The sequence below is a fragment of the Streptomyces sp. NPDC002868 genome (assembly GCF_055563295.1).
Genome location: NZ_JBVHDR010000007.1, coordinates 229991 through 255161, shown reverse-complemented (window position 1 = coordinate 255161; position 25171 = coordinate 229991). Strand labels below are relative to the sequence as shown.

At 69.9% G+C, this 25171-nt stretch carries 22 protein-coding genes; 11 read left to right on the top strand and 11 right to left on the bottom strand.

Annotated elements, in window-relative coordinates; translation table 11 throughout:
- Positions 1-37: 37 nt before the first annotated feature.
- A complete protein-coding gene (locus tag ACZ3H8_RS22545; RefSeq protein WP_398989692.1) occupies positions 38-1231 on the bottom strand; it encodes an argininosuccinate synthase in 1194 nt (397 codons plus the stop codon).
- 633 nt (positions 1232-1864) lie between these two features.
- On the opposite strand from ACZ3H8_RS22545, the gene ACZ3H8_RS22540 reads away from it, so the two are divergent.
- The 5 genes from ACZ3H8_RS22540 (at position 1865) to ACZ3H8_RS22520 (ending at position 6235) form a co-directional block, all read left to right on the top strand.
- A complete protein-coding gene (locus tag ACZ3H8_RS22540) occupies positions 1865-2422 on the top strand; it encodes a hypothetical protein (RefSeq protein WP_467404483.1) in 558 nt (185 codons plus the stop codon).
- 43 nt (positions 2423-2465) lie between these two features.
- Positions 2466-3050: a pyridoxamine 5'-phosphate oxidase family protein gene (locus ACZ3H8_RS22535; protein WP_467404480.1), complete on the top strand. Its 585-nt coding sequence runs from the start codon at positions 2466-2468 to the stop codon at positions 3048-3050.
- 130 nt (positions 3051-3180) lie between these two features.
- Positions 3181-4548 (top strand): ferredoxin reductase family protein, encoded by a 1368-nt coding sequence (locus ACZ3H8_RS22530; RefSeq protein ID WP_467404802.1) that lies wholly within the window; start codon positions 3181-3183, stop codon positions 4546-4548.
- A gap of 38 nt (positions 4549-4586) precedes the next feature.
- Positions 4587-5459, top strand: a complete 873-nt coding sequence (locus ACZ3H8_RS22525) for an FMN-binding protein (protein ID WP_467404479.1) — start codon at positions 4587-4589, stop codon at positions 5457-5459.
- On the top strand, positions 5459-6235 hold the full coding sequence (locus ACZ3H8_RS22520; RefSeq protein WP_467404476.1) for an FAD:protein FMN transferase: 777 nt from the start codon (positions 5459-5461) through the stop codon (positions 6233-6235). The genes ACZ3H8_RS22525 and ACZ3H8_RS22520 overlap by 1 nt, the downstream gene beginning before the upstream one ends.
- Positions 6236-6255: 20 nt before the next feature.
- On the opposite strand, the gene ACZ3H8_RS22515 is transcribed toward ACZ3H8_RS22520, so the two are convergent.
- Genes ACZ3H8_RS22515 through argC form a run of 6 tightly spaced genes read right to left on the bottom strand, consistent with a single transcriptional unit; the run spans position 6256 to position 11197 of the window.
- Complete coding sequence (locus ACZ3H8_RS22515) at positions 6256-6792, bottom strand: arginine repressor (protein WP_307664567.1); 537 nt, start codon at positions 6790-6792, stop codon at positions 6256-6258.
- Positions 6793-6799: 7 nt separating this feature from the next.
- Positions 6800-7996, bottom strand: coding sequence for an acetylornithine transaminase (locus ACZ3H8_RS22510; RefSeq protein WP_467404473.1), 1197 nt, complete (start codon positions 7994-7996; stop codon positions 6800-6802).
- Complete coding sequence (argB, locus tag ACZ3H8_RS22505; protein WP_467404471.1) at positions 7993-8892, bottom strand: acetylglutamate kinase; 900 nt, start codon at positions 8890-8892, stop codon at positions 7993-7995. Before argB ends, ACZ3H8_RS22510 begins: the two co-directional genes overlap by 4 nt.
- Before the next feature lie 6 nt (positions 8893-8898).
- A complete protein-coding gene (gene argJ / locus ACZ3H8_RS22500) occupies positions 8899-10053 on the bottom strand; it encodes a bifunctional glutamate N-acetyltransferase/amino-acid acetyltransferase ArgJ (RefSeq protein ID WP_467404468.1) in 1155 nt (384 codons plus the stop codon).
- Positions 10050-10172: a hypothetical protein gene (locus ACZ3H8_RS22495; RefSeq protein ID WP_467404465.1), complete on the bottom strand. Its 123-nt coding sequence runs from the start codon at positions 10170-10172 to the stop codon at positions 10050-10052. Before ACZ3H8_RS22495 ends, argJ begins: the two co-directional genes overlap by 4 nt.
- Positions 10169-11197, bottom strand: coding sequence for an N-acetyl-gamma-glutamyl-phosphate reductase (gene argC / locus ACZ3H8_RS22490; protein WP_467404463.1), 1029 nt, complete (start codon positions 11195-11197; stop codon positions 10169-10171). Before argC ends, ACZ3H8_RS22495 begins: the two co-directional genes overlap by 4 nt.
- Before the next feature lie 325 nt (positions 11198-11522).
- On the opposite strand from argC, the gene ACZ3H8_RS22485 reads away from it, so the two are divergent.
- Positions 11523-12806 carry a phosphatase PAP2 family protein gene (locus ACZ3H8_RS22485; protein ID WP_467404800.1) on the top strand — a complete coding sequence of 428 codons (1284 nt, stop codon included), beginning with the start codon at positions 11523-11525 and terminating at the stop codon, positions 12804-12806.
- Between the two features lie 267 nt (positions 12807-13073).
- Here ACZ3H8_RS22485 and ACZ3H8_RS22480 read toward each other — a convergent pair whose 3' ends face one another.
- A complete protein-coding gene (locus ACZ3H8_RS22480; RefSeq protein ID WP_467404461.1) occupies positions 13074-13673 on the bottom strand; it encodes a TetR/AcrR family transcriptional regulator in 600 nt (199 codons plus the stop codon).
- Between the two features lie 65 nt (positions 13674-13738).
- Between ACZ3H8_RS22480 and ACZ3H8_RS22475 the strand changes: the two genes are divergently transcribed.
- From ACZ3H8_RS22475 to ACZ3H8_RS22460, 4 genes are all read left to right on the top strand, one after another.
- Positions 13739-14164, top strand: coding sequence for a DUF6463 family protein (locus ACZ3H8_RS22475; protein WP_467404458.1), 426 nt, complete (start codon positions 13739-13741; stop codon positions 14162-14164).
- 189 nt (positions 14165-14353) lie between these two features.
- A complete protein-coding gene (locus ACZ3H8_RS22470; protein WP_467404456.1) occupies positions 14354-14773 on the top strand; it encodes a helix-turn-helix domain-containing protein in 420 nt (139 codons plus the stop codon).
- Between the two features lie 10 nt (positions 14774-14783).
- Positions 14784-15200 carry a VOC family protein gene (locus ACZ3H8_RS22465; RefSeq protein ID WP_467404453.1) on the top strand — a complete coding sequence of 139 codons (417 nt, stop codon included), beginning with the start codon at positions 14784-14786 and terminating at the stop codon, positions 15198-15200.
- Between the two features lie 600 nt (positions 15201-15800).
- Entirely contained in the window at positions 15801-18191 is a 2391-nt protein-coding gene (locus tag ACZ3H8_RS22460) for an ATP-binding cassette domain-containing protein (protein ID WP_467404451.1), read from the top strand.
- A gap of 158 nt (positions 18192-18349) precedes the next feature.
- Here ACZ3H8_RS22460 and ACZ3H8_RS22455 read toward each other — a convergent pair whose 3' ends face one another.
- On the bottom strand, positions 18350-19060 hold the full coding sequence (locus ACZ3H8_RS22455) for an AAA family ATPase (RefSeq protein WP_467404449.1): 711 nt from the start codon (positions 19058-19060) through the stop codon (positions 18350-18352).
- 73 nt (positions 19061-19133) lie between these two features.
- The gene (locus ACZ3H8_RS22450; protein ID WP_467404446.1) at positions 19134-20663 is read right to left on the bottom strand and encodes a PP2C family protein-serine/threonine phosphatase; all 1530 of its coding nucleotides are present in this window, start codon (positions 20661-20663) and stop codon (positions 19134-19136) included.
- Positions 20664-21039: 376 nt separating this feature from the next.
- On the opposite strand from ACZ3H8_RS22450, the gene ACZ3H8_RS22445 reads away from it, so the two are divergent.
- Complete coding sequence (locus ACZ3H8_RS22445) at positions 21040-23259, top strand: NADP-dependent isocitrate dehydrogenase (protein WP_467404443.1); 2220 nt, start codon at positions 21040-21042, stop codon at positions 23257-23259.
- A 160-nt stretch (positions 23260-23419) separates the two neighbouring features.
- On the opposite strand, the gene ACZ3H8_RS22440 is transcribed toward ACZ3H8_RS22445, so the two are convergent.
- On the bottom strand, positions 23420-25078 hold the full coding sequence (locus tag ACZ3H8_RS22440; RefSeq protein ID WP_467404798.1) for an IclR family transcriptional regulator domain-containing protein: 1659 nt from the start codon (positions 25076-25078) through the stop codon (positions 23420-23422).
- Between the last annotated feature and the right edge of the window lie 93 nt (positions 25079-25171).

The window sequence follows — 25171 nt, the reverse complement described above, 5'->3', positions numbered from 1 at the left end:
CACCCCGGGGGTGAGGAGGCGGAGATCACGCTACTGCTCAGATCAGGTCCCGCTTGGCGGCGATCTTCGACGACAGGCCGAAGAGTTCGATGAAGCCCTGCGCCTTCGACTGGTCGAACGTGTCGCCCGAGTCGTACGTGGCGAGGTTGAAGTCGTACAGCGACTCCTCGGACTTCCGGCCGGTGACGATGGCGCGGCCGCCGTGCAGGGTCATCCGGATGTCGCCGGTGACGTGCTGGTTGGCCTCGTTGATGAAGCCGTCCAGGGCACGCTTCAGCGGCGAGAACCACAGGCCGTCGTAGACCAGCTCGCCCCAGCGCTGCTCGACCTGCCGCTTGTACCGGGCGAGCTCCCGCTCGACCGTGACGTTCTCCAGCTCCTGGTGCGCGGTGATCAGCGCGATCGCGCCGGGCGCCTCGTACACCTCACGGGACTTGATGCCGACAAGACGGTCCTCGACCATGTCGATCCGGCCGATACCCTGCCCGCCGGCCCGCTCGTTGAGCTGCTGGATCGCCTGCAGGACGGTGACGGGCTTGCCGTCGATGGCGACCGGGACACCCTCCTTGAAGGAGATGACGACCTCGTCTGCCTCGCGCGGCTCCGCCGGGTTCGAGGTGTACTCGTAGATGTCCTCGATCGGCGCGTTCCAGATGTCCTCCAGGAAGCCGGTCTCGACGGCCCGCCCGAAGACGTTCTGGTCGATGGAGTACGGCGACTTCTTGGTGGTCGCGATCGGGAGCTGCTTCTCCTCGCAGAAGGCGATCGCCTTGTCCCGGGTCATCGCGTAGTCACGGACCGGGGCGATGCACTTCAGGTCCGGGCCGAGCGCGGAGATACCGGCCTCGAAGCGGACCTGGTCGTTTCCCTTGCCGGTGCAGCCGTGGGCGACGATGCCCGCGTTGTGCTTCTTGGCGGCGGCGACGAGGTGCTTGACGATCGTCGGCCGGGAGAGGGCGGAGACCAGCGGGTAGCGGTCCATGTAAAGGGCGTTGGCCTTGATCGCCGGAAGGCAGTACTCGTCGGCGAACTCGTCCTTGGCGTCCGCCACCTCGGCCTCGACGGCACCGCAGGCGAGCGCGCGCTTGCGGATGACGTCCAGGTCCTCGCCGCCCTGGCCGACGTCCACGGCAACGGCGATGACCTCGGCGCCCGTCTCCTCGGCGATCCAGCCGATGGCGACGGAGGTGTCCAGACCGCCCGAGTAGGCGAGTACGACGCGCTCGGTCACTGGTTTCTCCTTACGGTGCAGTCGCTGATGGGTATAACTATGCAGACCTCCGTATGTTTTGTCAATGTGCTCTGTGGGCGCGCACGTATTCGGCGGCGCCGGGCCATGCACCGCGCCTACGATCGGCGCTTCGCACACACGACCGGCCATCGACACGGCCGACGCCGCCGCCTGGACAGCCCTCGACATCGGCATACGCGAGCGGGCACAGCCGCAACCGGCCCTCCTTCCCTCCCGCGCCCGGATCGACGGCCGACGCATCGCGTGGGACCGGAACGAGGGGCTGAAGGTGATACGCCGGGGCCATCCTCCGCTCAGCGAGAACGAGCTCGTCCTCGCGCTGTGCCACCTCGGCGGCCGGATCCGCGAAGCCGTGATCGACCGGGGAGCGGACATCCCCGAGCTGCTGCCCATCGCCACCGTGCGCGACAGTGCGTACGACGAGGTGCTGGGCCCGCTGCTGGGCTCCCGCCAGCCACGGGTGCGCTCCGCGGGGGTCACCGCGCTGCGCCGGGCCGGTTGTCCGGCGCAGGCCCAGCCCTTCTTCTCCGACCGATCCGGTCTGGTACGCGCCTGTGCGCGCTGGTTGCTTCGGCAGCACGGCACCGATCCGCTGCCGCTCTACCGTGCGCTGTGCGCCGACCCCTCCGACCGGGACCTGCGCCCGCCGCGCCGCTGGGGCTGGCCGAGTGCGGCTCGCGTACGGACGCCGTACTGCTGGTGCCGCTGCTCGGTCACCCGTCCGGGGAGGTCCGCGCCGGTGCGGTCGCCGGTCTGCGTGTGCTCGACCGGGCCGACGCCGAACTGCTGCTGCCGCTGCTGGACGACCCCTCACCTTCTGTGGCCCGGGAGGTCACCACCGCCCTCCTCCCGTCCGCGGACCGGCTGCCCGAGGCGTGGCTGACGCTGCGGCTCACCGCGGACCGCCCCGTCCACACCAGAAAGGCGGTCTTCCGGCTGCTGCGCGCGCAGGGCGGCGTCGCCCAACTCCGGGCGGCAGTGCAACTGCTGACCGACCAGGACCCCAGGCTGAAGGCGCTGGCCGGTCCGGCGATCCCGCTGTGGGTGGTGCCGCCGGCCGGAGTGCCGCGCGGCGACGCCGAGGTGGCCGCGCTCCTGGACCGCTGCACGCATCTGTTCAGCGACTACGTACTGGCACGGCTGCGGCGGGAGTTGGGTATCACCGGGTGAAATCGAACGCGGCGGACGTCCCCGATCACCAATAATCCATGGCATGGGAAAGATCTATGAGCGGATAGACGGCCGACTGCGCACCTTCATCGAAGAGCAGCAGATGTTCTTCACCGCCACCGCACCACTCGGCGGTGACGGCACGATCAACCTGTCCCCCAAGGGCCTCACCGGCTCCTTCGCGGTCCTCGACGAGCGGACCGTCGCCTACCTCGACTTCGCCGGCAGCAACGCCGAGACCATCGCCCACCTCCGGGAGAACGGCCGCATCACCCTGATGTGGTGCGCCTTCCAGGGTCCGCCGAACATCGTGCGCGTGCACGGCCGCGGTGAGCCCGTCTTCCGTGACGACCCGCGCTTCAAGGAACTCCTCGCCCGCTTCCCCGACATCGATCCGAGCAGGCACGGGCTGCGCGCGATCATCGTGGTGACAGCCGAACTCGTCCGCGACACCTGCGGATACGCAGTGCCCTTCATGACGTACGACGAGGACCGGGATCTGCACGCCAGGCGGTTCGAGCGCGAGGACGACGAGAGTCTCGACAGCTACTTCCACAAGAAGGAGCACATCTCCAGCAGCATCGACGGGCTACCGGGGCTGCCGCTTCCGCTGCCGCCGACACCCTGAGCCGTATCACGCTTTACTGACCGGGCCGGCGACTCACAGATTGCACAAGCGCCCTTCGCATTGAACTCCACGCGCCTCCCATGCGTATCCCCGTACGCGAAAGTGGTACAGCCGAGGAGCAGTCGTGGCGATGTTGCAGAGCGGTCGGGCCGCAAGACGCCAGACCATGCGGGCGATCCGCCCCCGGCGTGACCCGGCGGTGGCGCTGCTGGCCGTCGCCTGGGCAGGGGCGGTGGCCGTGCTGTCCCTGTGGTGGCAGAACACGGCGGTGGTGCACATGACCACCGCCGAGTGGCTGATCGGTGCCGGCAGGATCACCGGTCTGCTGGGCGGATACATGATCGCGCTGGTGGTGCTGCTGATGGCACGCGTCCCGGCTCTGGAACGGCGGGTGGGTTCCGACCGGGTGACCCGCTGGCACGCGATGAGCGGCCGCTACGCCATCAGTCTGATCGTCACGCATGTCGTGCTGACCGTCTGGGGGTACGCCGTCCAGGCCCGTACCGGCCTCGTGGAGCAGACCGTCACCGTCGTCGTCGACTTCCCCGAAATGATCAAGGCGGCGATCGGGACCGGGCTCCTGCTGCTCATCGGCTTCGTCTCGGCCGGGGCGGTACGCCGGCGGATGGCGTACGAGACGTGGTACTACCTGCACCTTCTCACCTATGTCGCGGTGTATCTGACGTTCTGGCACCAGCTGGCGACGGGTGCCGAGTTCGTGGCGAACCCGACGGTGCGCACCGTCTGGTACGTGCTGTACGGAGCGGTCGGCGCACTGTTGCTCTGGTACCGCGTCCTCTCCCCCGTGCGGCTCAATCTCTGGCACCGGATGCGGGTCGAGTCGACCGTGGACGAGGCACCGGGTGTGGTCTCCGTGCTGATCACCGGGCGACGGCTGCACCGGCTCGGCGCCGAGGCGGGCCAGTTCTTCCGCTGGCGGTTCCTCACCAAAGGGCTGCGCTGGAGCGCCAATCCGTACTCGCTCTCCGCCCCGCCCCGCCCCAATCTGATGCGTATCACCGTCAAGGCGGTCGGCAAGCACAGCACGGCCCTCTCCCGGCTGGAGCCGGGGACGCGGGTCTGGGCGGAGGGCCCGTACGGCGCCATGACCGCCGGCCGCCGGAGCCGCAACAAGGTGCTGCTGATCGCGGGCGGCGCCGGAATCACCCCGCTGCGGGCACTGTTCGAGACGCTGCCCGGCGGCCCCGGCGACCTGACGCTGCTCTACCGGGCCAGCAATAGGCAGGACCTGGCGCTCTGGGACGAGTTGCAGCAGATCGCCGAGCGCCGGGACGCACAGCTGATGTACGCGGTGAACGGTCCGGACGGGGCACGGCCCGAGATCACCGCCGAGCGGCTGAAGGAAGTGCTGCCCGACATCGACGCGCACGACGTCTATCTCTGCGGGCCGCCCGGTCTCGCCGAGGAGTCGTACCAGGCACTGCGCGAGGCAGGAGTGCCGTCCCGCCGGATCCACCACGAGTCCTTCGAGATGTGAGGCCGTCCTTGAAGAGGAAACATCCGCTTCGCCGGATCATGATCGGCGTCGCCGCCACCGCGTCCAGTGTCGTCCTGCTGCTCGCACTGAAGCAGCCGGGCAACACCGTGGCCGAGGCGTCGTCGCAGGCAGGCTCTCAGGTGCCGCCCGCCGGCTCGGCGTCCGCCGGGAACGGCGCCGTGGCCGCGGGGGGACAGACGGTGCTCGGTGACGTCGCCGGCACGCAGTACGGCGACGTCCAGGTCCAGCTCACCCTCAGCGGCGGCAGAATCACCGGGGCGCAGGCGGTGAAGGCGCCCAGCGCCGACGCCAACAGCCGGGAGATCGCCGCCGACGCGATCCCCAAGCTCAACCAGGCCGTGCTGACGGCGCAGAGCGCACAGATCGACGCGGTCTCCGGGGCCAGCTACACCAGCGAGGGCTACATCAAGTCCCTGCAGAGCGCACTCGACAAGGCCGGGGCCGCCGGGGCGGTGGGCTCCGGTGCCGGGGATTCCGGCAGCGACGGGTCCGGCGCGCAGGCCGGGGCACAACCCGGAGCAGGGACGCAGCCCGGAGGGGACTCGGGTTCCGGTGCGGCCTCGGGCTCGGACTCCGGCTCGGGCTCGGGCTCCGGCTCCGGTGGCGCCCCGGCGGCGAAGACCGTCCTCGGCGACGTGGCCGACACCCAGTACGGCCCGGTGCAGGTCCGGATCACGGTCAGCGGCGGCAAGGTCACCGCGGCCGACGCCGTCAAGGCACCCGACTCCGACGCCAACAGCCGGCAGATCGCCGCCAACGCTGTGCCCAAACTGAACCAGGCAGCGGTCAGGGCACAGAGCGCGCAGATCGACGCGGTCTCCGGGGCCAGCTACACCAGCGAGGGCTACATCAAGTCCCTGCAGAGCGCGCTCGACAAGGCGGGTCTGTGATGCCCGGCGGCCCGGAGCGCGTGCGCCATGTCGAGCACTCCATGGGCACGGTCTTCTCGTTCGACATCCGTATCGCCGACAGCAGCGACTCTCCCAGGGTGCGCGCCGGACTCGCCGCCGCCGTGGCCGGTCTGCACCGCGTGGACGAGACCTTCTCGACGTACCGTCGTGGCAGCCAGCTCAGCCGGCTCGCCCGCGGCGAACTCTCGCTCGGAGACTGTGTCACCGAGGTCGCCGAAGTACTCGATCTGTGCGCGGACGCGGAGCGCGAGAGCGACGGCTGGTTCACCGCCCGGTACGCCGGCGAGCTGGATCCGACCGGTCTGGTCAAGGGCTGGGCGGTGGAGTGCGCGGTCCGCATGCTCGCCTCGTCCGGTGCGGATTCGGTCTGCCTCAACGGAGGCGGCGACATCCAGCTGTACGGCGGCCCCTGGCGGGTGGGCGTCAGTGACCCGCTGCACCCGGGCGGGCTCGTCACGGTGATCGAGGCCGACGAGGGCCTCGCCGTCGCCACATCGGGCCCGGCCGAGCGCGGCTGCCACATTCTCGATCCGCACACGCGCCGGCCACCCGCCGAGGTCCTGGCGTCGATGACCGTCGTCTGCCCGGGGCTGACCCACGCGGACGCCCGGGCGACCGCCGCATACGCCATGGGCGGGCGGGCCCGCGACTGGCTGGAGGAACTGCCCGATACCGAGGGCTTTGCGGTCAATGCCGACGGCAGCACCTGGCGGACCAGCGGATTCGCCCGCCACACCGCGAAGTTGACTGCCTGACGACCGGACCGCCGACGGCCTCAGCGGTCGTTCTGGGCCAGGCGCAGCAGATGGTCCGCGAGCGCCTGGCCGCCGACCGGGTCGCGGCTGATGAGCAGGAGCGTGTCGTCGCCCGCGATGGTGCCGAGGATGTCGTGCAGTTCGGCCTGGTCGATGGCCGAGGCGAGGAACTGGGCAGCGCCCGGCGGCGTACGCAGCACCACGAGGTTGGCCGATGCCTCGGCCGAGATCAGCAGTTCGCCGGAGAGGCGACGCATGCGCTCCTCCTTCGCCGACTCGCCGAGCGGGGCATGCGGGGTGCGGAAGCCGCCCTCGCTGGGCACGGCGTAGATCAGCTCGCCGCCGGTGTTGCGGATCTTCACCGCGCCCAGCTCGTCGAGGTCGCGGGAGAGCGTCGCCTGGGTGACGCTCAGTCCGTTGTCCGCGAGGAGCTTGGCGAGCTGGCTCTGCGAGCGCACCGGCTGCCGGTTGAGGATGTCCACGATCCGGCGGTGGCGGGCCGTACGGGTCTGCGGAACGGCGGGCCCGCCGTGCTCGGTGTCCTGCGCCTCGGTCATCGTCGTCTCATTCTCCGGATCGTCCATCCCCGCTTGCTGCGTCGAGAACGCCGGGCAGGGCCCCGAGGAACGCGTCCACCTCGGCCTCGCCGATGACCAGTGGAGGCATCAGCCGTACGACATCGGGGGCAGGCGCGTTCACCAGGAAGCCGGCGCTCTGAGCCGCCTGCTGCGCCTGGGGCGCGAGGGGCTCGGTGAGCACGATACCCAGCAGCAGGCCCGCGCCACGGACATGGGAGACCAGCGGGTGGCCCAGGGATTCGATTCCGTCCCGCAGTTTCTCGCCGAGGCGCTTGACCTCGTCGAGGGTTCCACCGGCCGCGAGGGTGTCGAGTACGGCGAGTCCGGCGGCGCAGGCGACCGGGTTCCCACCGAAGGTGGTGCCGTGCTGGCCGGGCTTCAGCAGCTCGGCGGCCTCGCCGAAGGCGATGGTCGCGCCGATGGGGAGCCCGCCGCCGAGCCCCTTGGCGAGCGTGACCAGATCGGGCTCGACGCCCTGGTGGGCCTGGTGCTCGAACCAGTGTCCCGTCCGGCCGATGCCCGTCTGGACCTCGTCGAGCACAAGCAGCGTGCCGGTGGCCCGGGTGATCTCCCGGGCGGCCTCCAGATAGCCCTTGGGCGGGACGACCACACCGTTCTCGCCCTGGATCGGTTCGATGATCACAAGCGCGGTCTCTTCTGTGACCACGGCCCGCAGCGCTTCGGCGTCTCCGTACTCGACGTGCGTGACGTCCCCGGGCAGCGGCAGGAACGGCTCCTGCTTTCCCGGCTGGCCGGTGAGCGCCAGCGACCCCATGGTGCGGCCGTGAAAGCCGCCGACGGTGGCGACCATGTGCTTACGGCCCGTCAACCGGCCGATCTTGAAGGCGGCTTCGTTGGCCTCGGCACCCGAGTTGCAGAAGAAGACGCGTCCGGGGCGGCCGAAGAGCTGGATGAGGCGCTCCGCCAGTGCGACGGGCGGCTCGGCGACGTAGAGGTTGGAGACATGGCCGAGGGAGGCGATCTGCCGGGAGACGGCCTCGACGACGGCGGGGTGGGCGTGGCCCAGCGCGTTCACGGCGATGCCGCCGACGAAGTCGGTGTACTCGACGCCGTCCGCGTCCCAGACCTTGGCGCCCTCGCCGCGGACGAGCGACAGCTTCGGCGTGCCGTAGTTGTCGGTCATCACGCCCTGCCAGCGCTGCGCGAATTCCTGGTTACTCATGATTCCCCCTGTCCGTCGGGCACGACCATCGTGCCGATGCCCTCGTCGGTGAAGATCTCCAGCAGGATCGAGTGCGGGACGCGGCCGTCGAGCACGCGGGCGGTGTTGACCCCGTTGCGTACGGCGAACAGGCACCCCTCCATCTTGGGGACCATGCCGCTGGAGAGGTCGGGCAGCAGCTTCTCCAGCTGGCTCGCGGTGAGCCTGCTGATCACCTCGTCGCTGCTCGGCCAGTCCTCATAGAGCCCCTCCACATCGGTGAGCACCATCAGCGTCTCGGCGCCAAGCGCGGCGGCGAGCGCGGCCGCGGCGGTGTCGGCGTTGACGTTGTAGACGTGGTGGTCGTCGGCGGAGCGGGCGATGGAGGAGATGACCGGGATACGGCCGTCGTCCAGCAGTGCCTCGATGGCACCCGTGTCGATCTTGGTGATCTCGCCGACCCTGCCGATGTCGACCAGTTCGCCGTCGATCTGCGGCTGATGCTTGGTGGCAGTGATGGTGTGGGCGTCCTCGCCGGTCATGCCGACGGCGAGCGGACCGTGCTGGTTGAGCAGCCCGACGAGCTCGCGCTGGACCTGGCCGGCCAGCACCATCCTTACGACGTCCATGGCTTCGGGCGTGGTGACCCGCAGGCCCGCCTTGAACTCGCTGACCAGGCCCTGCTTGTCGAGCTGGGCGCTGATCTGCGGGCCGCCTCCGTGCACGACGACCGGCTTGAGCCCGGCCTGGCGCAGGAAGACGACGTCCTGGGCGAAGGCCGCCTTGAGGTCCTCGTCGATCATGGCGTTGCCGCCGAATTTGATGACGACAGTCTTGCCGTTGTGCCGGGTCAGCCAGGGCAGCGCCTCGATGAGGATCTGGGCTTTGGGCAGTGCGGTGTGCTTACGAGTGCTCATGAGTCCTCAGGAGGAGTACGCGCTGTTCTCGTGGACGTAGTCGGCGGTGAGGTCGTTGGCCCAGATGACGGCGGACTCGGACCCGGCGGCGAGGTCGGCGGTGATCTTCACCTCGCGGTAGCGCATATCGACGAGCTCACGGTCCTCACCTACGCCGCCGTTCTTGCAGACCCATACGTCGTTGATGGCGACGTTGAGCCGGTCGGGCTCGAAGACGGCCTTCGTGGTGCCGATGGCGGACAGCACCCGGCCCCAGTTGGGGTCCTCGCCGTGGATGGCGCACTTGAGGAGGTTGTTACGGGCGATGGAGCGGCCCACCTCGACGGCGTCGTCCTCGGTCGCGGCGTTGATCACCTCGATGCGGATGTCCTTGGACGCGCCTTCGGCATCGCCGATCAGCTGGCGGGCGAGATCGTCGCAGACGCTCTTGACGGCCTCGGCGAACTCCTCGTACCGGGGCGTGATCTCGCTGGCTCCGGAGGCGAGCAGCAGCACGGTGTCGTTGGTGGACATGCAGCCGTCGGAGTCGATGCGGTCGAAGGTCAGCCGGGTGGCGTCGCGCAGGGCCTTGTCGAGGGTCGCGGCTTCCACGTCGGCGTCGGTGGTGAGGACGACGAGCATGGTGGCGAGGCCGGGGGCGAGCATGCCCGCGCCCTTGGCCATCCCGCCGACGGTCCAGCCCTCGCCGTCGACGACGGCGGTCTTGTGCACGGAGTCGGTGGTCTTGATGGCGATGGCGGCCTTCTCACCGCCGTGCGGGGAGAGTTCGGCGGCGGCCTGCTCGATGCCGGGCAGCAGCTTGTCCATGGGCAGCAGTACGCCGATGAGCCCGGTCGACGCGACGGCGACCTCGCCGGCGCTGTGCCCGGCCAGGACCTCGGCGGCCTTCTCTGCGGTGGCGTGGGTGTCCTGGAAGCCCTTGGGGCCCGTACAGGCGTTGGCGCCGCCGGAGTTGAGGACGACGGCGGTGACTTCGCCGCCGCGCAGGACCTGCTCGGACCAGAGGACGGGGGCGGCCTTGACACGGTTGGAGGTGAAGACGCCCGCGGCGGCGCGGCGCGGACCGTTGTTGACCACGAGGGCCAGGTCCGGATTGCCGTTCTCCTTGATCCCGGCGGCGATGCCCGCCGCCGAGAATCCCTTGGCTGCCGTGACGCTCACTGCATCTCCTTGATCGCTTCTCCGCCCGCGCCGGGGGTACCGCCCGCCGAAGGCAGGGGGAGCAGCGGCGCGGCTTTCGGGGTTGTCTGCAGCCCGGCGGCTGCGCGTGCGTCGCTCACGGAGCGACTCCAGTCGTGGAAAGTCCGGTGTCCTCGGGGAGCCCGAGGGCGAGGTTCATGCTCTGCACCGCGCCGCCTGCGGTGCCCTTGGTGAGGTTGTCGATGGCGCTGATCGCGATGATGCGGCCGGCTGCCTCGTCGTACGCGATCTGGATGTGGACGGCATTGGATCCGTACACGGACGCGGTGGAGGGCCACCGTCCTTCGGGCAGCAGGCAGATGAACGGCTCGTCCTGGAAGGCCTTCTCGTACGCGGCCCGTACGGAATCGGCCGTCACGCCCTTCTTCGCCTTCGCGCTGCACGTGGCGAGGATGCCCCGGGGCATCGGCGCGAGGGTCGGCGTGAAGGAGACGCTGACCCGCTCCCCCGCCGCCGCGCTGAGGTTCTGGATCATCTCGGGGGTGTGCCGGTGGCCGCCGCCGACGCCGTAGGGGGTCATGGAGCCCATGACCTCGGAGCCGAGCAGATGCGGCTTGGGCGCCTTGCCCGCGCCGGAGGTGCCGGACGCGGCGGTGATGACGGCCTCGGGCTCGGCGAGCCCGTCCGCGTATGCGGGGAAGAGCGCGAGCGAGACGGCGGTGGGATAGCAGCCGGGCACCGCGATGCGCTTGGCCCCCGCCAGGGCGGCACGGGCACCCGGCAGTTCGGGGAGGCCGTAGGGCCAGGTCCCGGCGTGCGGCGAGCCGTAGAACGCCTCCCAGTCGGCGGCGTCCTTCAGCCGGAAGTCGGCCCCCATGTCGACGACGAGCACCTCGTCGCCGAGCTGCTCGGCGACAGCGGCGGACTGCCCGTGCGGGAGGGCGAGAAAGACGACGTCGTGCCCGGCGAGCACCTCGGCGGTGGTCGGCTGGAGCACCCGGTCGGCAAGCGGCATCAGATGGGGCTGCAGGCCGCCGAGGCGCTGCCCGGCATTGGAGCTGCCGGTGAGGGCGCCGATCTCGACGCCGGGGTGGGCAAGGAGCAGCCGGAGCAGGTCCCCACCTGCGTAGCCGCTCGCTCCTGCCACTGCTGCTCGTACCGCCATCGAACCCTCCTCGTCGACGGCATGACTATACGCAGATCCGTAGATTTATGCAATCCCACCGAGCCGCCCGCGCCGCCCCAATCCGGGGCCCGCGGCGTTTCATGTCCGCCGTGGCCGCGGGCAAAGGGGGGGCCGATCGCCGTATTTGACGTATTCGACGTACCCGTGATCAGCGCAACCCACCCGCTCCGCTAGCATGTTCGAGCTCGAAACGATCACGTTGAAATATGACAAATCGGCTGAAAAATTGATATCTGCGGTAACGCGAGTGCTTTCGCGAATAGACGGCGGCCTTCGGTTGGCTGCATGGCGTCAACCACGCGTCATGCTGTGGGGCGCGGTCAGTGCGGTGGCCCTCGGATTCCTCATTGCACTGGAGATTGCCGCGCGTCGGTACGGCGAGCCGGGGCCGATCACCGACCAGGCGCGAGAGGTGATATTCGCCCCCAAATCGGGGACGGTGTTGTACGCCAGTATGGCGTTGATGATGGTGGTGCTCACCTGGCGGCAGCGGTTCATCGCGGTCGGCGCCGCGATCGGCATCGACGTCGTCTTCTCGCTCGTGCGGTGGGCTGTCGACGCCGAGATGATGTTCGGCAACGGCGCGTTGTGGGTGACTTTGGCCTGTGCCGTCATCGCCGTCACGCGCCGCACCGGCCGGGAGCGTGTCCTGCTGCTGAAAGGCGTCGGACTGGCCCTGCTGCTGGTGGCCGGCCGCAAGACCGGCTACACCTGGCTGCTGATCACGTCGAAGACCCGCCCGGCGGTGCTCGACCAGTATGTGGCGACCGCCGATCACGCGTTGGGCAACCCGTCGTGGCTGGTAGGCCGGATTGTCGCGGCCACCGGCACGGTCGGCTTCCACGTTCTCGACTGGGTCTACGTTCAGCTCGCGGTGGCCGCGGTCGTCGTCGCGCTGTACCAGCTGCGCAACGTGGCGGTCGAGCGCCGCTTCCCGGGCCATCATCTGGTGCGCACGTTTCTGGTCATCGGCCTGCTCGGGCCGGGCATCTACATGATCTTCCCGGTGGTCGGACCGATCTTCGCCTACGGCGCCGACGGGGGGCACTGGGCGGTGGCCAACCTGTGGCCGGACACGCCGCCGCCGGTCAGTACCCCGCACCCGATGCCCTTCGACGAGATCACTCCGCGCAACTGCATGCCCAGCCTGCACACGGCGTGGGCTACCGCGATCTTCATTCATTCCCGCAAGGGCCCGCGGGCTCTGCAATTCGTAGGCGCGTTCTGGCTGATCGCAACGCTCGGCGCGACGCTGGGCTTCGGCTACCACTACGGCGCGGACATCGTCGCCGGCGTGGTGTTCACGCTCACGATCGAGACGGGGCTTCGCTCGCTCGGCCGCGGCTGGGACCGGCCGGGAATTCAGCTGGTCGTCTACGGCGCCGCGGTCTTCGTTGCGCTCTTGGCGTCGTATCGCTATCTGTCAATGGAGATGGCCGAACATCCGTGGGTGTTCGGGCCGCTGCTCAGTCTGGCGATGACCTCAGTGCTCTACGGCTACGTACGGACGACCAAGCTGTGGGAACGGGAGGCCGCGTCGGCGCATCTGCCGGAACCGCGACGCGAACCGCAGCCCGAACTGGTTTGAGTCATGTTGCAGCGGGTCGTGGGCTGAGCGCCTCCCGGGTGAGGCCGGGTTGGTTGGTTCTGACCGCGCTTCCGTGAAGGCTCCGCCTGCGCCCCTCATCTTGCGGCGTCGGCGGCGGCTCGAGGCCTGCGTCTCGGCGTGACTCGGCCTGTGGCCCGGCGGTCGGCCCGCGGTCTGCATCCTGCGGTCCTGGGAGGTCGTCTCCGTCCCGGGCGTGACGGGGCCGCAGGGGCTTGCCGCGCCCGTGGGGCCCCAAGGGGTGTCCGGCTAGGAGCCGGGCGACGCCTGGGCGGCGGTAAGGGCTGTCGCGATCAGTGGGCCCAGGCGCTCGGACAGGCCGTCCGGCGGGGTGCGCTGGAGGTACAGCAGGGCGAAGACCGGGCCGGTCACCAGGGCGTGGACGGTCGGGGCGTCCGGACGGGACGGCGGGGGCGGCAGTTCGCCGCGGGCGACTGCGCGGTCGAGCAGGCTCTCGATGTCGGCGAGCTCGCGGGTGACGAACCGCTCCCGGAAACGGACTCCCAGGGCGCTGTCGGGCCCCAGGTCCGCCAGGAGGCCGAGCACCGCCGCAGAGGCCGCCGGGCTGGTCAGATGGTCCACGATCTCCTGGACGAGCGCCGTGAGGTCCCTGGCGAGACTGCCCGTGTCGGGTCTGCCCGGCAGCTCCGGTTCATGGATCGCCGCAGCGAACACCATCTCCTGCTTGGTCGCATGGCGCCGGTAGATCGCCGCCTTGCCGATCCCCGCCCGCTCGGCCACCGCGTCCATCGTCAGCCCGGCGTAGCCGTCCCGGGCGAGGAGCTCGCGCGTGGCGTCGAGGATCGCCGCGTCCACCCGCGCGTCCCGTGGTCGTCCCGTGGTTGCCATAGCCACCAGATTACGATAATCCTAGTTCCGAAACTAACAGTCTCGAAAGCTGCATGGGGGTCGTCGTGGGGAACACAGCCGTACGCGCGGGGCGCATCCTGGTCTTTCTGGGTGCCCTGCACCTTCTCGTCCTCGGCGCGCAGAACACCGGGCACCTCGACGCCTGGTTCAGCGGTGCCCTGTGGGGCCTGCCGCGCGAGGAGTTCATCGAGCCGCGCGGCGCGGGCGGCGCGTTCTGGATCTCGATCGGGAGCTTCGCCGTACCGCTGCTGCTGCTCGGCCTGCTCGTCTCGTGCCTCGGCCGGCAGGGCGTGCGGGTGCCGTCGTCCGTCGGCTGGGGCCTGGCCGTGTGGAGCGCCGTCGGCACCGTCGTCGTCGAGCCGACGCCGATGGTCCTGGTCCTGATCCCCGCCGTGCTGCTCATCCGGCAGAAGGAGCAGATCACGAACGGCCGCACAGGAGCTGGCAGGCCCCCAGGCACACCGGTGTGACCGAGTTCCTGAGTTGGCCCGTGAGCGCTTGAGTTGGCCTGGCTGTGTCGGGGGCGGCCCGCAGGCCAGCGGTCACCTCTCTCACCGTGGGCGTGGTCGAGCAGGGGCTCACGAGATCATGGTGCGCCCGACGGCCCAGGGGCACCGATCGCGGAGGCGGGCCACCGCCGCCGTGCGATGCTGGTGCGCATGACCCTGGAGGACCTTGTACGGCTGCGCCGCGCCCGGGACATGATGGACCGCGACTACGCGCGGCCGCTGGACGTTCCGGCGCTGGCGAACGTCGCCCTCATGTCGCCCGGGCATTTCTCCCGCAGCTTCCGCGCCGCCTTCGGGGAGACGCCCTACAGCTATCTGATGACCCGCCGTGTCGAGCGGGCGAAGGCGCTGCTGCGGCGGGGCGACATGAGCGTGACAGAGGTCTGCTTCGCGGTCGGATGCTCCTCGCTGGGGTCGTTCAGCTCGCGCTTCACCGAGCTGGTCGGCGAGAGCCCCAGCGCCTACCGGGCCCGCCGCCACGAGGCCGGCGCCGCGATCCCGGCGTGCGTCGCCAAGATCCTCACACGACCGGTCAGGAACGGAGAAGCGGAATCCGCCGCCGCCTCGTAGCGTCGAGGGCATGAACATCAAGCTCGCACAGTGCTTCATCGCAGTCGACGACCATGACAAGGCGCTCGCCTTCTACCGCGACGTCCTTGGCCTGGAGGTACGCAACGACGTCGCGTTCGAGGGGATGCGCTGGGTGACCGTTGGCTCACCCGCGCAGTCGGACGTGGAGATCGTCCTCGAACCGCCGCTCGCCGACCCCAACGCCTCGCCGGCCGACAAGCAGGCGATGGCGGAACTGCTGGCCAAGGGCATGCTGCGCGGCGTGATTTTCTCCACCGACGACTGCGACGCCACCTTCGAACGCATCCGGGCCGCCGGCGGGGAGGTGTTGCAGGAGCCGATCGACCAGCCGTACGGCGTCCGCGACTGCGCCTTCCGCGACCCGGCCGGCAACATGCTCCGCTTCACCCAGCCCCGCAAGCGGTAGGAACCGCCCGCGGTAGGAACCGCCTGCGGTAGGGTCCCGGCCCGCGTTCACCGCGGTCGTATCGGCGAAGACGCCCGCGGAGATGCCGGCCGGGATCGAGCGGGAGGGCGGGCGGTGGCAGGTGGGCGAGGGGCCGCCCGAAGCGGTGCAGGAGGCCCACGCGCCGGCCGAGCGGCTCGGCGGCCACTTCCTCGACCACTTCACCGACGTCGACAGGGCGCTGTGCACGGCCGAAGGGTCGACGATCGCCGACGATCGGGCGCCATCTGCGCCGCCCGCCCGACCGCGAACTGATGTGCGCCGGCCGCTGGTTGGTCTGACGCCTCGGCCGGGCGCGCCGCGTGGCCGAGGCCCGGAGGCGCCACGGGCCGAAGCGGGGTGGATGCCTTGGTTGTGGCGCCGAGCGCGACCCCGGCCGGCGTCAGCCCGGACGGACGTCGCGCCACCCCGGCCGGCACCGCCGATCAGGTGGACAGCGGACCGTTGCCGCGACCGCGCCGACGAAGTAGAACCAGACGTACTGCCCGCAGCTGGGCAGATCGAGCCAGGCGACGCCGACGGAGACCGCGAAGGCGGCCCCGCCCAACAGATGGAGACACGATGAGCATGGCCACGAGGACGGACACGCAGTCGCCTGCGCTGCACGCTGCCGACAGCCACGAACTGATCCGCGTGCACGGCGCGCGCGAGAACAACCTCAAGGACGTCAGCATCGAGATCCCGAAGCGTCGGCTGACGGTGTTCACCGGCGTCTCCGGCTCGGGCAAGAGCTCGCTGGTGTTCAACACGATCGCCGCGGAGTCGCAGCGGATGATCAACGAGACCTACAGCGCCTTCGTGCAGGGCTTCATGCCGACGCTGGCGCGGCCCGAGGTCGACGTACTCGAAGGGCTGACCACCGCGATCACGGTCGACCAGCAGCGGATGGGCGCCGACCCCCGCTCCACAGTCGGCACCGCCACCGACGCCAACGCGATGCTGCGCATCCTCTTCAGCCGACTCGGCAAACCGCACATCGGCCCGCCCGGGGCGTACGCCTTCAACGTCCCCTCGGTCCGGGCGAGCGGTGCGATCACCGTCGAGCGCGGTGCCAAGAAGGCGGTGAAAGCGACCTTCACCCGCACCGGCGGCATGTGTACGCGGTGCGAGGGCCGGGGCACGGTCTCCGACATCGACCTCACCCAGCTCTACGACGACTCCAAGTCGATCGCCGAGGGTGCGTTCACCATCCCCGGCTGGAAGTCCGACAGCTTCTGGACCGTGCGGGTCTACGCCGAGTCGGGCCTCCTCGACCCGAACAAGCCGATCGGCAAGTTCACCGAGAAAGAGATGCAGGACTTCCTCTACCGGGAGCCGACCAAGGTGAAGGTCGAGGGCGTCAACCTCACCTACGAGGGGCTGATCCCCAAGCTCCAGAAGTCGATGCTCTCCAAGGACAAGGAGGCGATGCAGCCGCACATCCGGGCGTTCGTGGACCGGGCGGTCACCTTCACCACCTGCCCCGAGTGCGACGGCACCCGGCTCAGCGAGGGAGCCCGGTCGTCGAAGATCAAGCGGATCAGCATCGCCGACGCCTGCGCGATGCAGATCAGCGACCTGGCCGAATGGGTCCGCGGCCTCGACGAGCCGTCGGTGGCGCCGCTGCTCACCGCGCTGCAGCAGGCCCTCGACTCGTTCGTGGAGATCGGCCTCGGGTACCTCGCGCTCGACCGGCCGTCGGGCACGCTGTCGGGCGGCGAGGCGCAGCGCGTCAAGATGATCCGCCACCTCGGCTCCTCGCTCACCGACGTCACCTACATCTTCGACGAGCCCACCATCGGCCTGCACCCCCATGACATCCAGCGGATGAACGACCTGCTGCTGCGGCTGCGGGACAAGGGCAACACGGTGCTCGTCGTGGAGCACAAGCCGGAGACGATCGCGATCGCCGACCACGTCGTCGACCTCGGCCCCGGCGCCGGTACGGCGGGCGGCACCGTCTGCTTCGAGGGCACCGTCGAGGGGCTGCGGGCCGGCGGCACCATCACCGGCCGCCATTTCGACGACCGGGCAGCCCTCAAGGAGACGGTGCGGAAACCCACCGGCACCCTGGAGATCCGGGGCGCGACGACGCACAACCTGCAGGGCGTCGACGTCGGCATCCCGCTCGGGGTGCTTGCCGTCGTCACCGGCGTCGCCGGCTCCGGCAAGAGCTCGCTCGTGCACGGGTCGATCCCCGCCGGCGAGGGTGTGGTCTCGGTCGACCAGGCAGCGATCAAGGGCTCGCGGCGCAGCAACCCGGCGACGTACACCGGACTGCTCGACCCGATCCGCAAGGCGTTCGCGAAGGTCAACGGCGTGAAGCCGGCGCTGTTCAGCGCCAACTCCGAGGGCGCCTGCCCCAATTGCAACGGCGCCGGCGTCATCTACACCGACCTGGCGATGATGGCCGGCGTCGCCACCACCTGCGAGGAGTGCGAGGGGAAGCGGTTCCAGGCAGCGGTGCTCGAGTACCACCTCGGCGGCCGCGACATCAGCGAGGTGCTCGCGATGCCGGTGACCGAGGCGGAGGAGTTCTTCGGCTCCGGCGAGGCGAGCACGCCTGCCGCGCAGCGCATTCTCGGCCGGCTCGCCGACGTCGGGCTCGGCTACCTCAGCCTCGGCCAGCCGCTCACCACGCTGTCCGGCGGCGAGCGGCAGCGGCTCAAGCTGGCCACCCACATGGCCGAGAAGGGCGGCGTCTACGTCCTGGACGAGCCGACCGCCGGCCTGCATCTCGCCGACGTCGAGCAGCTGCTCGGCCTGCTCGACCGGCTCGTCGACTCCGGCAAGTCGGTCATCGTCGTCGAGCACCACCAGGCGGTCATGGCGCACGCCGACTGGATCATCGACCTCGGCCCCGGCGCCGGCCACGACGGCGGCCGGATCGTCTTCGAGGGCACACCCGCCGACCTCGTCGCCGCCCGCTCCACCCTCACCGGCGAACACCTTGCGGCCTACGTCGGCACCTGACCGAGGCTCTCGCGGACCCCGGCGGATGTCGCCGCCGGGGTCCACTTCGTCCGAGCCGCTCGACACGGCGAGTCGCCTCGCAGACGGCCACACCCCGCCTTTTGAAGCTGAGCGCTTCGCTCGGCGAACCCTGCCAACTGAAGCGCTCAGTCACACGCCTACGGCTCGACAATGTGCCGCAGATAGGCGTGCGGGTCGGCGAGGTAGCGGCGCCAGTGGTCCACGACACCGAGCTCCCGCCAGGCGACCCTCCGCATGCCGTGCTCGCCGACCTCGATGATGTCCGCGCCCGGCAGGGCGGTCAGCAGCGGGGAGTGCGTGGCACAGATGACCTGGCCGCCCTCCTTGGTCAACCGGTCGATGTGCCCGATCAGTTCGAGGCACGAGGAGAACGAGAGCGCTGCCTCCGGCTCGTCCAGGACATAGAGCCCGGCGTGGAGGAACTTCCCCCGGAACGCCGCGAGAAAGCCCTCACCATGGCTGACCGAGTCCGGCGAGAACCCCTCCCTGCCCAGGGCGTCCAGGGCGGTCTCGGCCCGCAGGAAGAAGCCCTTGCGGGCCGACCAGCTGGTTACCATGCGGCGCCCGCGCGCGGCCGCGTCGAACCTCATCCGCTCGCCGAGCGCCGACTTGCCACGCGGGGAGGCGTAGCGCCAGTCGTGGGAGCCGCCGTAGGAGTCCAGACCGAACCCCTCCGCCAGCGCCTCGACCAAAGTCGACTTCCCCGAGCCGTTCTCACCGACCAGAAAGGTCACCGGCGCGGTGAAGCGCAGCCCTTCGTCGAGCAGCTGCCGGACGCACGGCACCGACCAAGGCCAGGCGTTGTCGTCGTACGAGGAGAGATGCGCATACGCGCGTTCGACAATCACCCGCCCAGTGTCGCCCAGGACTTGGAAGCCGTACGGCCCCCAGCGGCCGGCGCCGGCACTGATCGAGAAACTCCTACGCGTCTTCCGACCGGGGCCTGCGGCTGAGCGCGGAGGGCAGGACTCGCGCGATGAGCAGCGCGACGTCGTCGTGGTCGCCGGGGTGGCGCAGGGTGTGCAGGAGCAGCTCGCAGGTTTCGTCCAGGGAGCGGTGGGGGTCGTCCAGGAGGGCGAGCAGGTTGTCCAGGCATGCGTCGATGGGCCGGTCGCGCCTCTCGACCAGCCCATCGGTGTACAGGACGAGCTGGTCGCCCGGGTGCAGGGCGAGCGTGGTGGTGTGGAAGTCCCCCTCGCCGACGCCCAGCGGGGTTCCGGTGGGCAGCTCGAGCAGTTCGTGCTTTCCGTCAAGGCGAAGAAGGGCTGGGGGCAGGTGGCCGGCGAGGGAGATGCGGCACTGCGCGCCGTGCGGGTCGTAGACGGCGTAGACGCAGGTGGCGATGGTGTCCTGCTCCAGGTCCTCGGTGATGTGGTCGAGGTGCTGGAGAACCTGGACGGGGTCGAGGTCGAGGCCGGCCAGGGTGCGGGTGGCGGTGCGGAGCTGGCCCATGGTGGCGGCGGCGCTGACGCCGCTGCCCATGACGTCTCCGACGACGAGGGCGGTCTTGTCGCCGCCGAGCGCAATGACGTCGAACCAGTCGCCGCCGATCTCGCTGGCTGCCTGGGCGGGCAGGTACCGGGACGCGACAACCAGCCCCGGCCGTTGCGGTGGCGGGTGAGGCAGCAGGCTGCGCTGGAGGGTGAGAACGATGCGGCGTTGCTGCTGGACGGCGCGGTGCCGCTCGGTGACGTCCACGCTGGAGGTCACCACCCCCAGCACCTTTCCGTTGGGAGCTTCGAGCCGGTGAAACGAGATCGACCAGGCATGCTCGTTGTCCGGGTCGGCGGGGGTGCGGCCGACGGTGTACTGGTCAGAGACCGGGGTGCCAGTAGCCAAAACCTTGCGCATCGTCGCTTCGAAGGACTCGTCCAAGAAGGGCAGCACCTCATGGACGTGCCGGCCCACATGCTCGGCGGCAGGCACGCCGTTCATCCGCTCCTCCGCCGGGTTGACCGAGACGTACCGAAGGTCGGTGTCCAGTACACCCAGTCCGATCGGCGACTGGGACACCAGTCGGGCGGACAGTGCCAGGTCCCGTTCGACCTGCCGTAGCGTTGCCTGATCCGCGGCCAGACCCAGGGCGTAGTGGTCCCCCTGGTCGTCCTGCAGCCGCATGTTGCGGAACTCCACCAGCCGGGTGCTGCCGTCCTTGTGCCGGACGGGGAAGACTCCGGCCCAGCTGCCGCCGCCTTCCATGACGTGGGCAAAGAGGTTCAGGACGGCCTCCTGGTGCTCCTCATGGATCAGCAAGTGGCCCGCGAACTCGCCGAGGGCCTCCTCGGCGCTGTAGCCGAACAGGTCCTCGGCCTGCGGGCTCCAGAGATCGATCCTGCCCTCGGCATCGAGGAGAACGGCCGCCACGCTCAGCACATCGAGGAGGCCACCAGACGCGGTCGGAGCGACGCTCACCGTGTCGGGACCGCCCCGGAAGGACTCGGCTGCACACATCCCAGGCCCTCCTCACTGCACGCGCCGCCACCCTGCGGTGTCAGGGCGCCGACCCGAGCCCGCGGCTCGGCTTGCGTGGCTCTGCCTCCCCCATCGTCTCCCTCCAGGGTCCCGCTCGCGCAGCTGTGGCCGTCGTCGGCCCGACATCCGGCGCTCACGCCGGAGACCAGGCAGGTTCGGCTCGATAAATCCCTGCAAATGCTACTGAATGGCGAAAGACCGGGCTAAGCCAGTCATCCCGCCGGCATCCACGCCACCACGGGACGGTCCGACCTCCGTGCCGCCCGCCACGGTGGGGCAGGGCCCTGTCCAGAGGGGGTGGGTCACGAGATATCTTGATGTCGAGCAATGTTGCAGACGTGGAGCGGAGCACCCGGTGACTGACTCGACCATCATCTATACACACACTGACGAGGCGCCCGCCCTGGCGACGCATTCGTTCCTGCCTGTCGTCCAGGCGTACGCCTCGACCGCCGGGGTCAGTGTCGAGACCCGTGACATCTCTCTGGCGGGGCGGATCATCGCCAGCTTCCCTGAGCGTCTTGAGGAGAGCCAGCGCATCGATGACGCACTGGCTGAGCTCGGCGAGCTGGCCAGGACTCCCGGGGCGAACATCATCAAGCTGCCGAACATCTCGGCTTCGATTCCGCAGCTGAAGGCTGCGATCGCTGAGCTGCAGCAGCAGGGCTATGCGCTGCCGGACTACCCGGACGACCCGAAGTCCGACGAGGACCGGGACGTCCGTGCGCGCTACGACAAGATCAAGGGCAGTGCCGTCAACCCGGTGCTGCGCGAGGGCAACTCCGACCGCCGTGCGCCGGCGTCGGTGAAGAACTATGCCAAGGCGCACCCGCACAAGATGGGCGCGTGGGTGTCCGACTCGAAGACGAACGTCTCGCACATGGACGCCGACGACTTCCGCTCCACCGAGAAGTCCGCGGTCATCGCCGAGGCCGGCTCGCTGCGCATCGAGCTCGCGGGGGACGACGGCAGCACCACCGTCCTGCGTGAGTCGGTTCCCGTGCTCGCGGGCGAGGTCGTGGACGCGTCCGTCATGCGCGTGGCGGCCCTGCGCGCGTTCCTTGACAAGCAGGTCGCACGCGCCAAGGCCGAGGGAGTGCTGTTCTCGGTGCACTTGAAGGCCACGATGATGAAGGTCTCCGACCCGATCATCTTCGGCCACGTGGTGCGGACCTTCTTCCCCAAGACGTTCGCCGAGCACGGCGAGGCGCTCGCCGCCGCCGGCCTGAGCCCGAACGACGGACTCGGCGCCATCCTCAAGGGCCTGGAGCCGCTGCCCGAGGGCGCGGAGATCAAGGCGTCCTTCGAGGCCGAGATCGCCGACGGCCCCGCACTGGCGATGGTCGACTCCGACCGCGGCATCACCAACCTGCACGTACCGAGCGATGTCATCGTCGACGCCTCCATGCCGGCCATGATCCGCACCTCCGGTCACATGTGGGGCCCGGACGGCAATGAGGCCGACACTCTCGCGGTCCTCCCCGACAGCAGCTACGCCGGGATCTACCAGGTCGTCATCGACGACTGCCGCGCGAACGGCGCCTTCGACCCGTCGACGATGGGCTCGGTGCCCAACGTCGGCCTCATGGCGCAGAAGGCCGAGGAGTACGGCAGCCACGACAAGACCTTCGAGATCCCTGCCCCGGGTGCGGTGCGGGTCGTCGACGAGGGCGGCAACGTCGTGCTCGAGCAGGTGGTGGGCGCCGGCGACATCTTCCGCATGTGCCAGACCAAGGACCTGCCGATCCAGGACTGGGTCAAGCTCGCCGTCACCCGCGCCCGCGCGACCGGCGAGCCGGCGGTGTTCTGGCTGGACGAGGGCCGCGCGCACGACGCGACCCTCATCGAGAAGGTCAAGACCTACCTCGCCGAGCACGACACCGAGGGCCTGCAGATCGAGATCATGTCGCCGGTCGAAGCGACCGCCTTCTCCCTGGAGCGCATCCGCCGGGGCGAGGACACGATCTCGGTCACCGGCAACGTGCTGCGCGACTACCTGACCGACCTGTTCCCGATCCTCGAGCTCGGCACGAGCGCGAAGATGCTCTCGGTCGTCCCGCTCATGAATGGTGGCGGACTGTTCGAGACCGGCGCAGGCGGCTCCGCGCCCAAGCACGTCCAGCAGCTCGTCAAGGAGAACTACCTGCGCTGGGACAGCCTGGGCGAGTTCCTCGCGCTCGCGGTCAGCTTCGAGCACCTCGCGCAGACCACGGGCAACGCGCGCGCTCAGGTTCTCGCCGACACGCTCGACCGCGCGACCGGCAGCTTCCTCAATGAGAACAAGTCGCCCAGCCGCCGAGTAGGTGGCATCGACAACCGCGGCAGCCACTTCTACCTGGCGCTCTACTGGGCGCAGGAGCTGGCGAAGCAGACCGAGGATGCACAGCTCGCGGAGGCGTTCGCCGCCCTCGCCAAGTCGCTGACCGAGCAGGAGCAGACGATCCTCGACGAGCTGCTCGCGGTGCAGGGCTCACCGGCCGACATCGGCGGCTACTACCAGCCCGACGCGTCGAAGGCCTCGGCCGTCATGCGCCCGTCGACGACCTTCAACCAGGCCATCGCGACCCTCGGCTGACGCGACAGCTGAGGAAGGGGGAGGGTGCAGACGACCGCCCTCCTTCCGCACCTGTACCTGTACTGTTCCGCCCCGGTCGGCATCACGCCCGGCCGGGGCGGTCCCGTCTTCGTTCCCGGACATCAGGTTCGTTCCTGGACGTCATGTTCGTTCCTGGACATCAGGCAGACGGGATATGCGTGAAGCGACCGGCGACATGGAGGTCGGCCTCGATCCTCGCGGCCGTGGCCCGCAGCTCCGGGAGCACCTCGGTCAGACACTGCGCGGCGGTGCGCCGGCTGCTGTGCATGGCGACGTTGACGGCGGCCACCGCCCGCCCCGCACGGTCGCGCACCGGTACGGCGAGGGAGCACAGCCCCTCCTCCAGTTCCTCGTCGACCAGGGCGTATCCCTCCTGCCCCACACGGTCCAGGAGCGTGGCGAGCTCCGCCGGGGCGGTGACCGTGTGCGGGGTCAGGGCCCGCAGTTCTGTACGGGCCAGCCAGGCGGCCCGGTCCTTGGGCGGCAGGTCCGCCAGCAGCACCCGCCCCATCGAGGCCGCGTAGGCGGGGAAGCGGGTACCGATCGTGATGTTGACGCTCATGATGCGGCCTGTGGCGACGCGCGCCGTGTACTGGATGTCGTCGCCGGTGAGCACCGCCAGGGACGCGGAATCATGCACTGACTGGACCAGCGCGGCCAGATGCGGTGTGGCGATGGCGGGGAGTGTCGTACGGGACAGCGGCGGACAGCCGAGCGCCAGTACCTGTGGGGTGAGACGGAAGGTCCGGTCCCATGAGGCGACGTAGCCGAGGTGTTCGAGGGTGATGAGGGCGCGCCGGGCGGTGGCTCTGGCGAGTCCGGTGGCCTCGGCGACGGCGGTGAGCGACAGTTCCGGCCTGCCTTCGCCGAAAGCGGTCAGTACGGTCAGGCCACGGGCCAGGGACTCCACGAACTCCGCGCCGAGCTCCTGCTTGGAGGCGGTGGTCCAGGATGCGAGTCCCGCCGGGGGCGCCGACGGTGCGGGGCGGGCCTGCCGCAGCTCCCGTTCCATGGCGGCCACGGCCTTGCGCACCCGGGGCAGCAGTGACTGCCGCAGTGAGCCGACGCTGTGCCGGCTGGTGTGGCTGACCGCGCTCACGGCGCATACGACCTGGCCGTCAGGGCTGTGCACGGGCACGGCGAGTGCGATCAGGCCGGGCTCGATCAACTGGTCGTCCAGGGCCCAGCCCTGCTTGCCCGCCCGGGCAGCACGCTCTTCCAGGCCGGGGCCGCCGTCGGTTGCGGTCCGCGGCGGTACGGCGGGAAAGCCGCGGTCCTCGGGGTCGGCCGCCCGGCGCTCGCGCCACCGTGCCCACTCCTGCTCACTCCAGCCGGCCGCGAACAGCGGCCCTGGCGCGGTGCGTTCGGCGGGCAGCAGGTCGCCGATGCGGAAGGTGAGCGACATCGCTCGGCGGCGGGTGGTCTGGTGCACGAAGCGGATGCCGTCGCCGTCGGGCACGGCCAGCGACACCGACTCGTCGAGTTCCTCTGCGAGCTGTTCGGCGAGCGGGCCGAGCAGCCGGGGCAGCTGGAGGCTTGCCAGATAGGCGTTGCCCAGTTCCATCAGGCGTGGGGTGAGGGCGGCGGAGTGGCTGTCCAGCCGGAGGTACCCCATGCGCGCGAAGGTGGCGGCGATGCGGTCCACCGTGGAGCGGGCGAGGCCGGTCGTGCGGACGAGGTCGCTGAGGCTCGTCCGGCCGCCCGCGTCGCTGATTTCACGCAGTACGGCGATCCCGCGCATCAGCGGGCCGACGGCCTCGGCCGGCGGCGAGGCATCGGTCGACGTCATGGCTGTCATCGGCTCTCCGGTACGGATCTCGCGGTACTCGCACAGCATGGGCGTTGACACACGTGGCGGGTGAACGCACACTCAGGGCGGCAGTTAATGAAC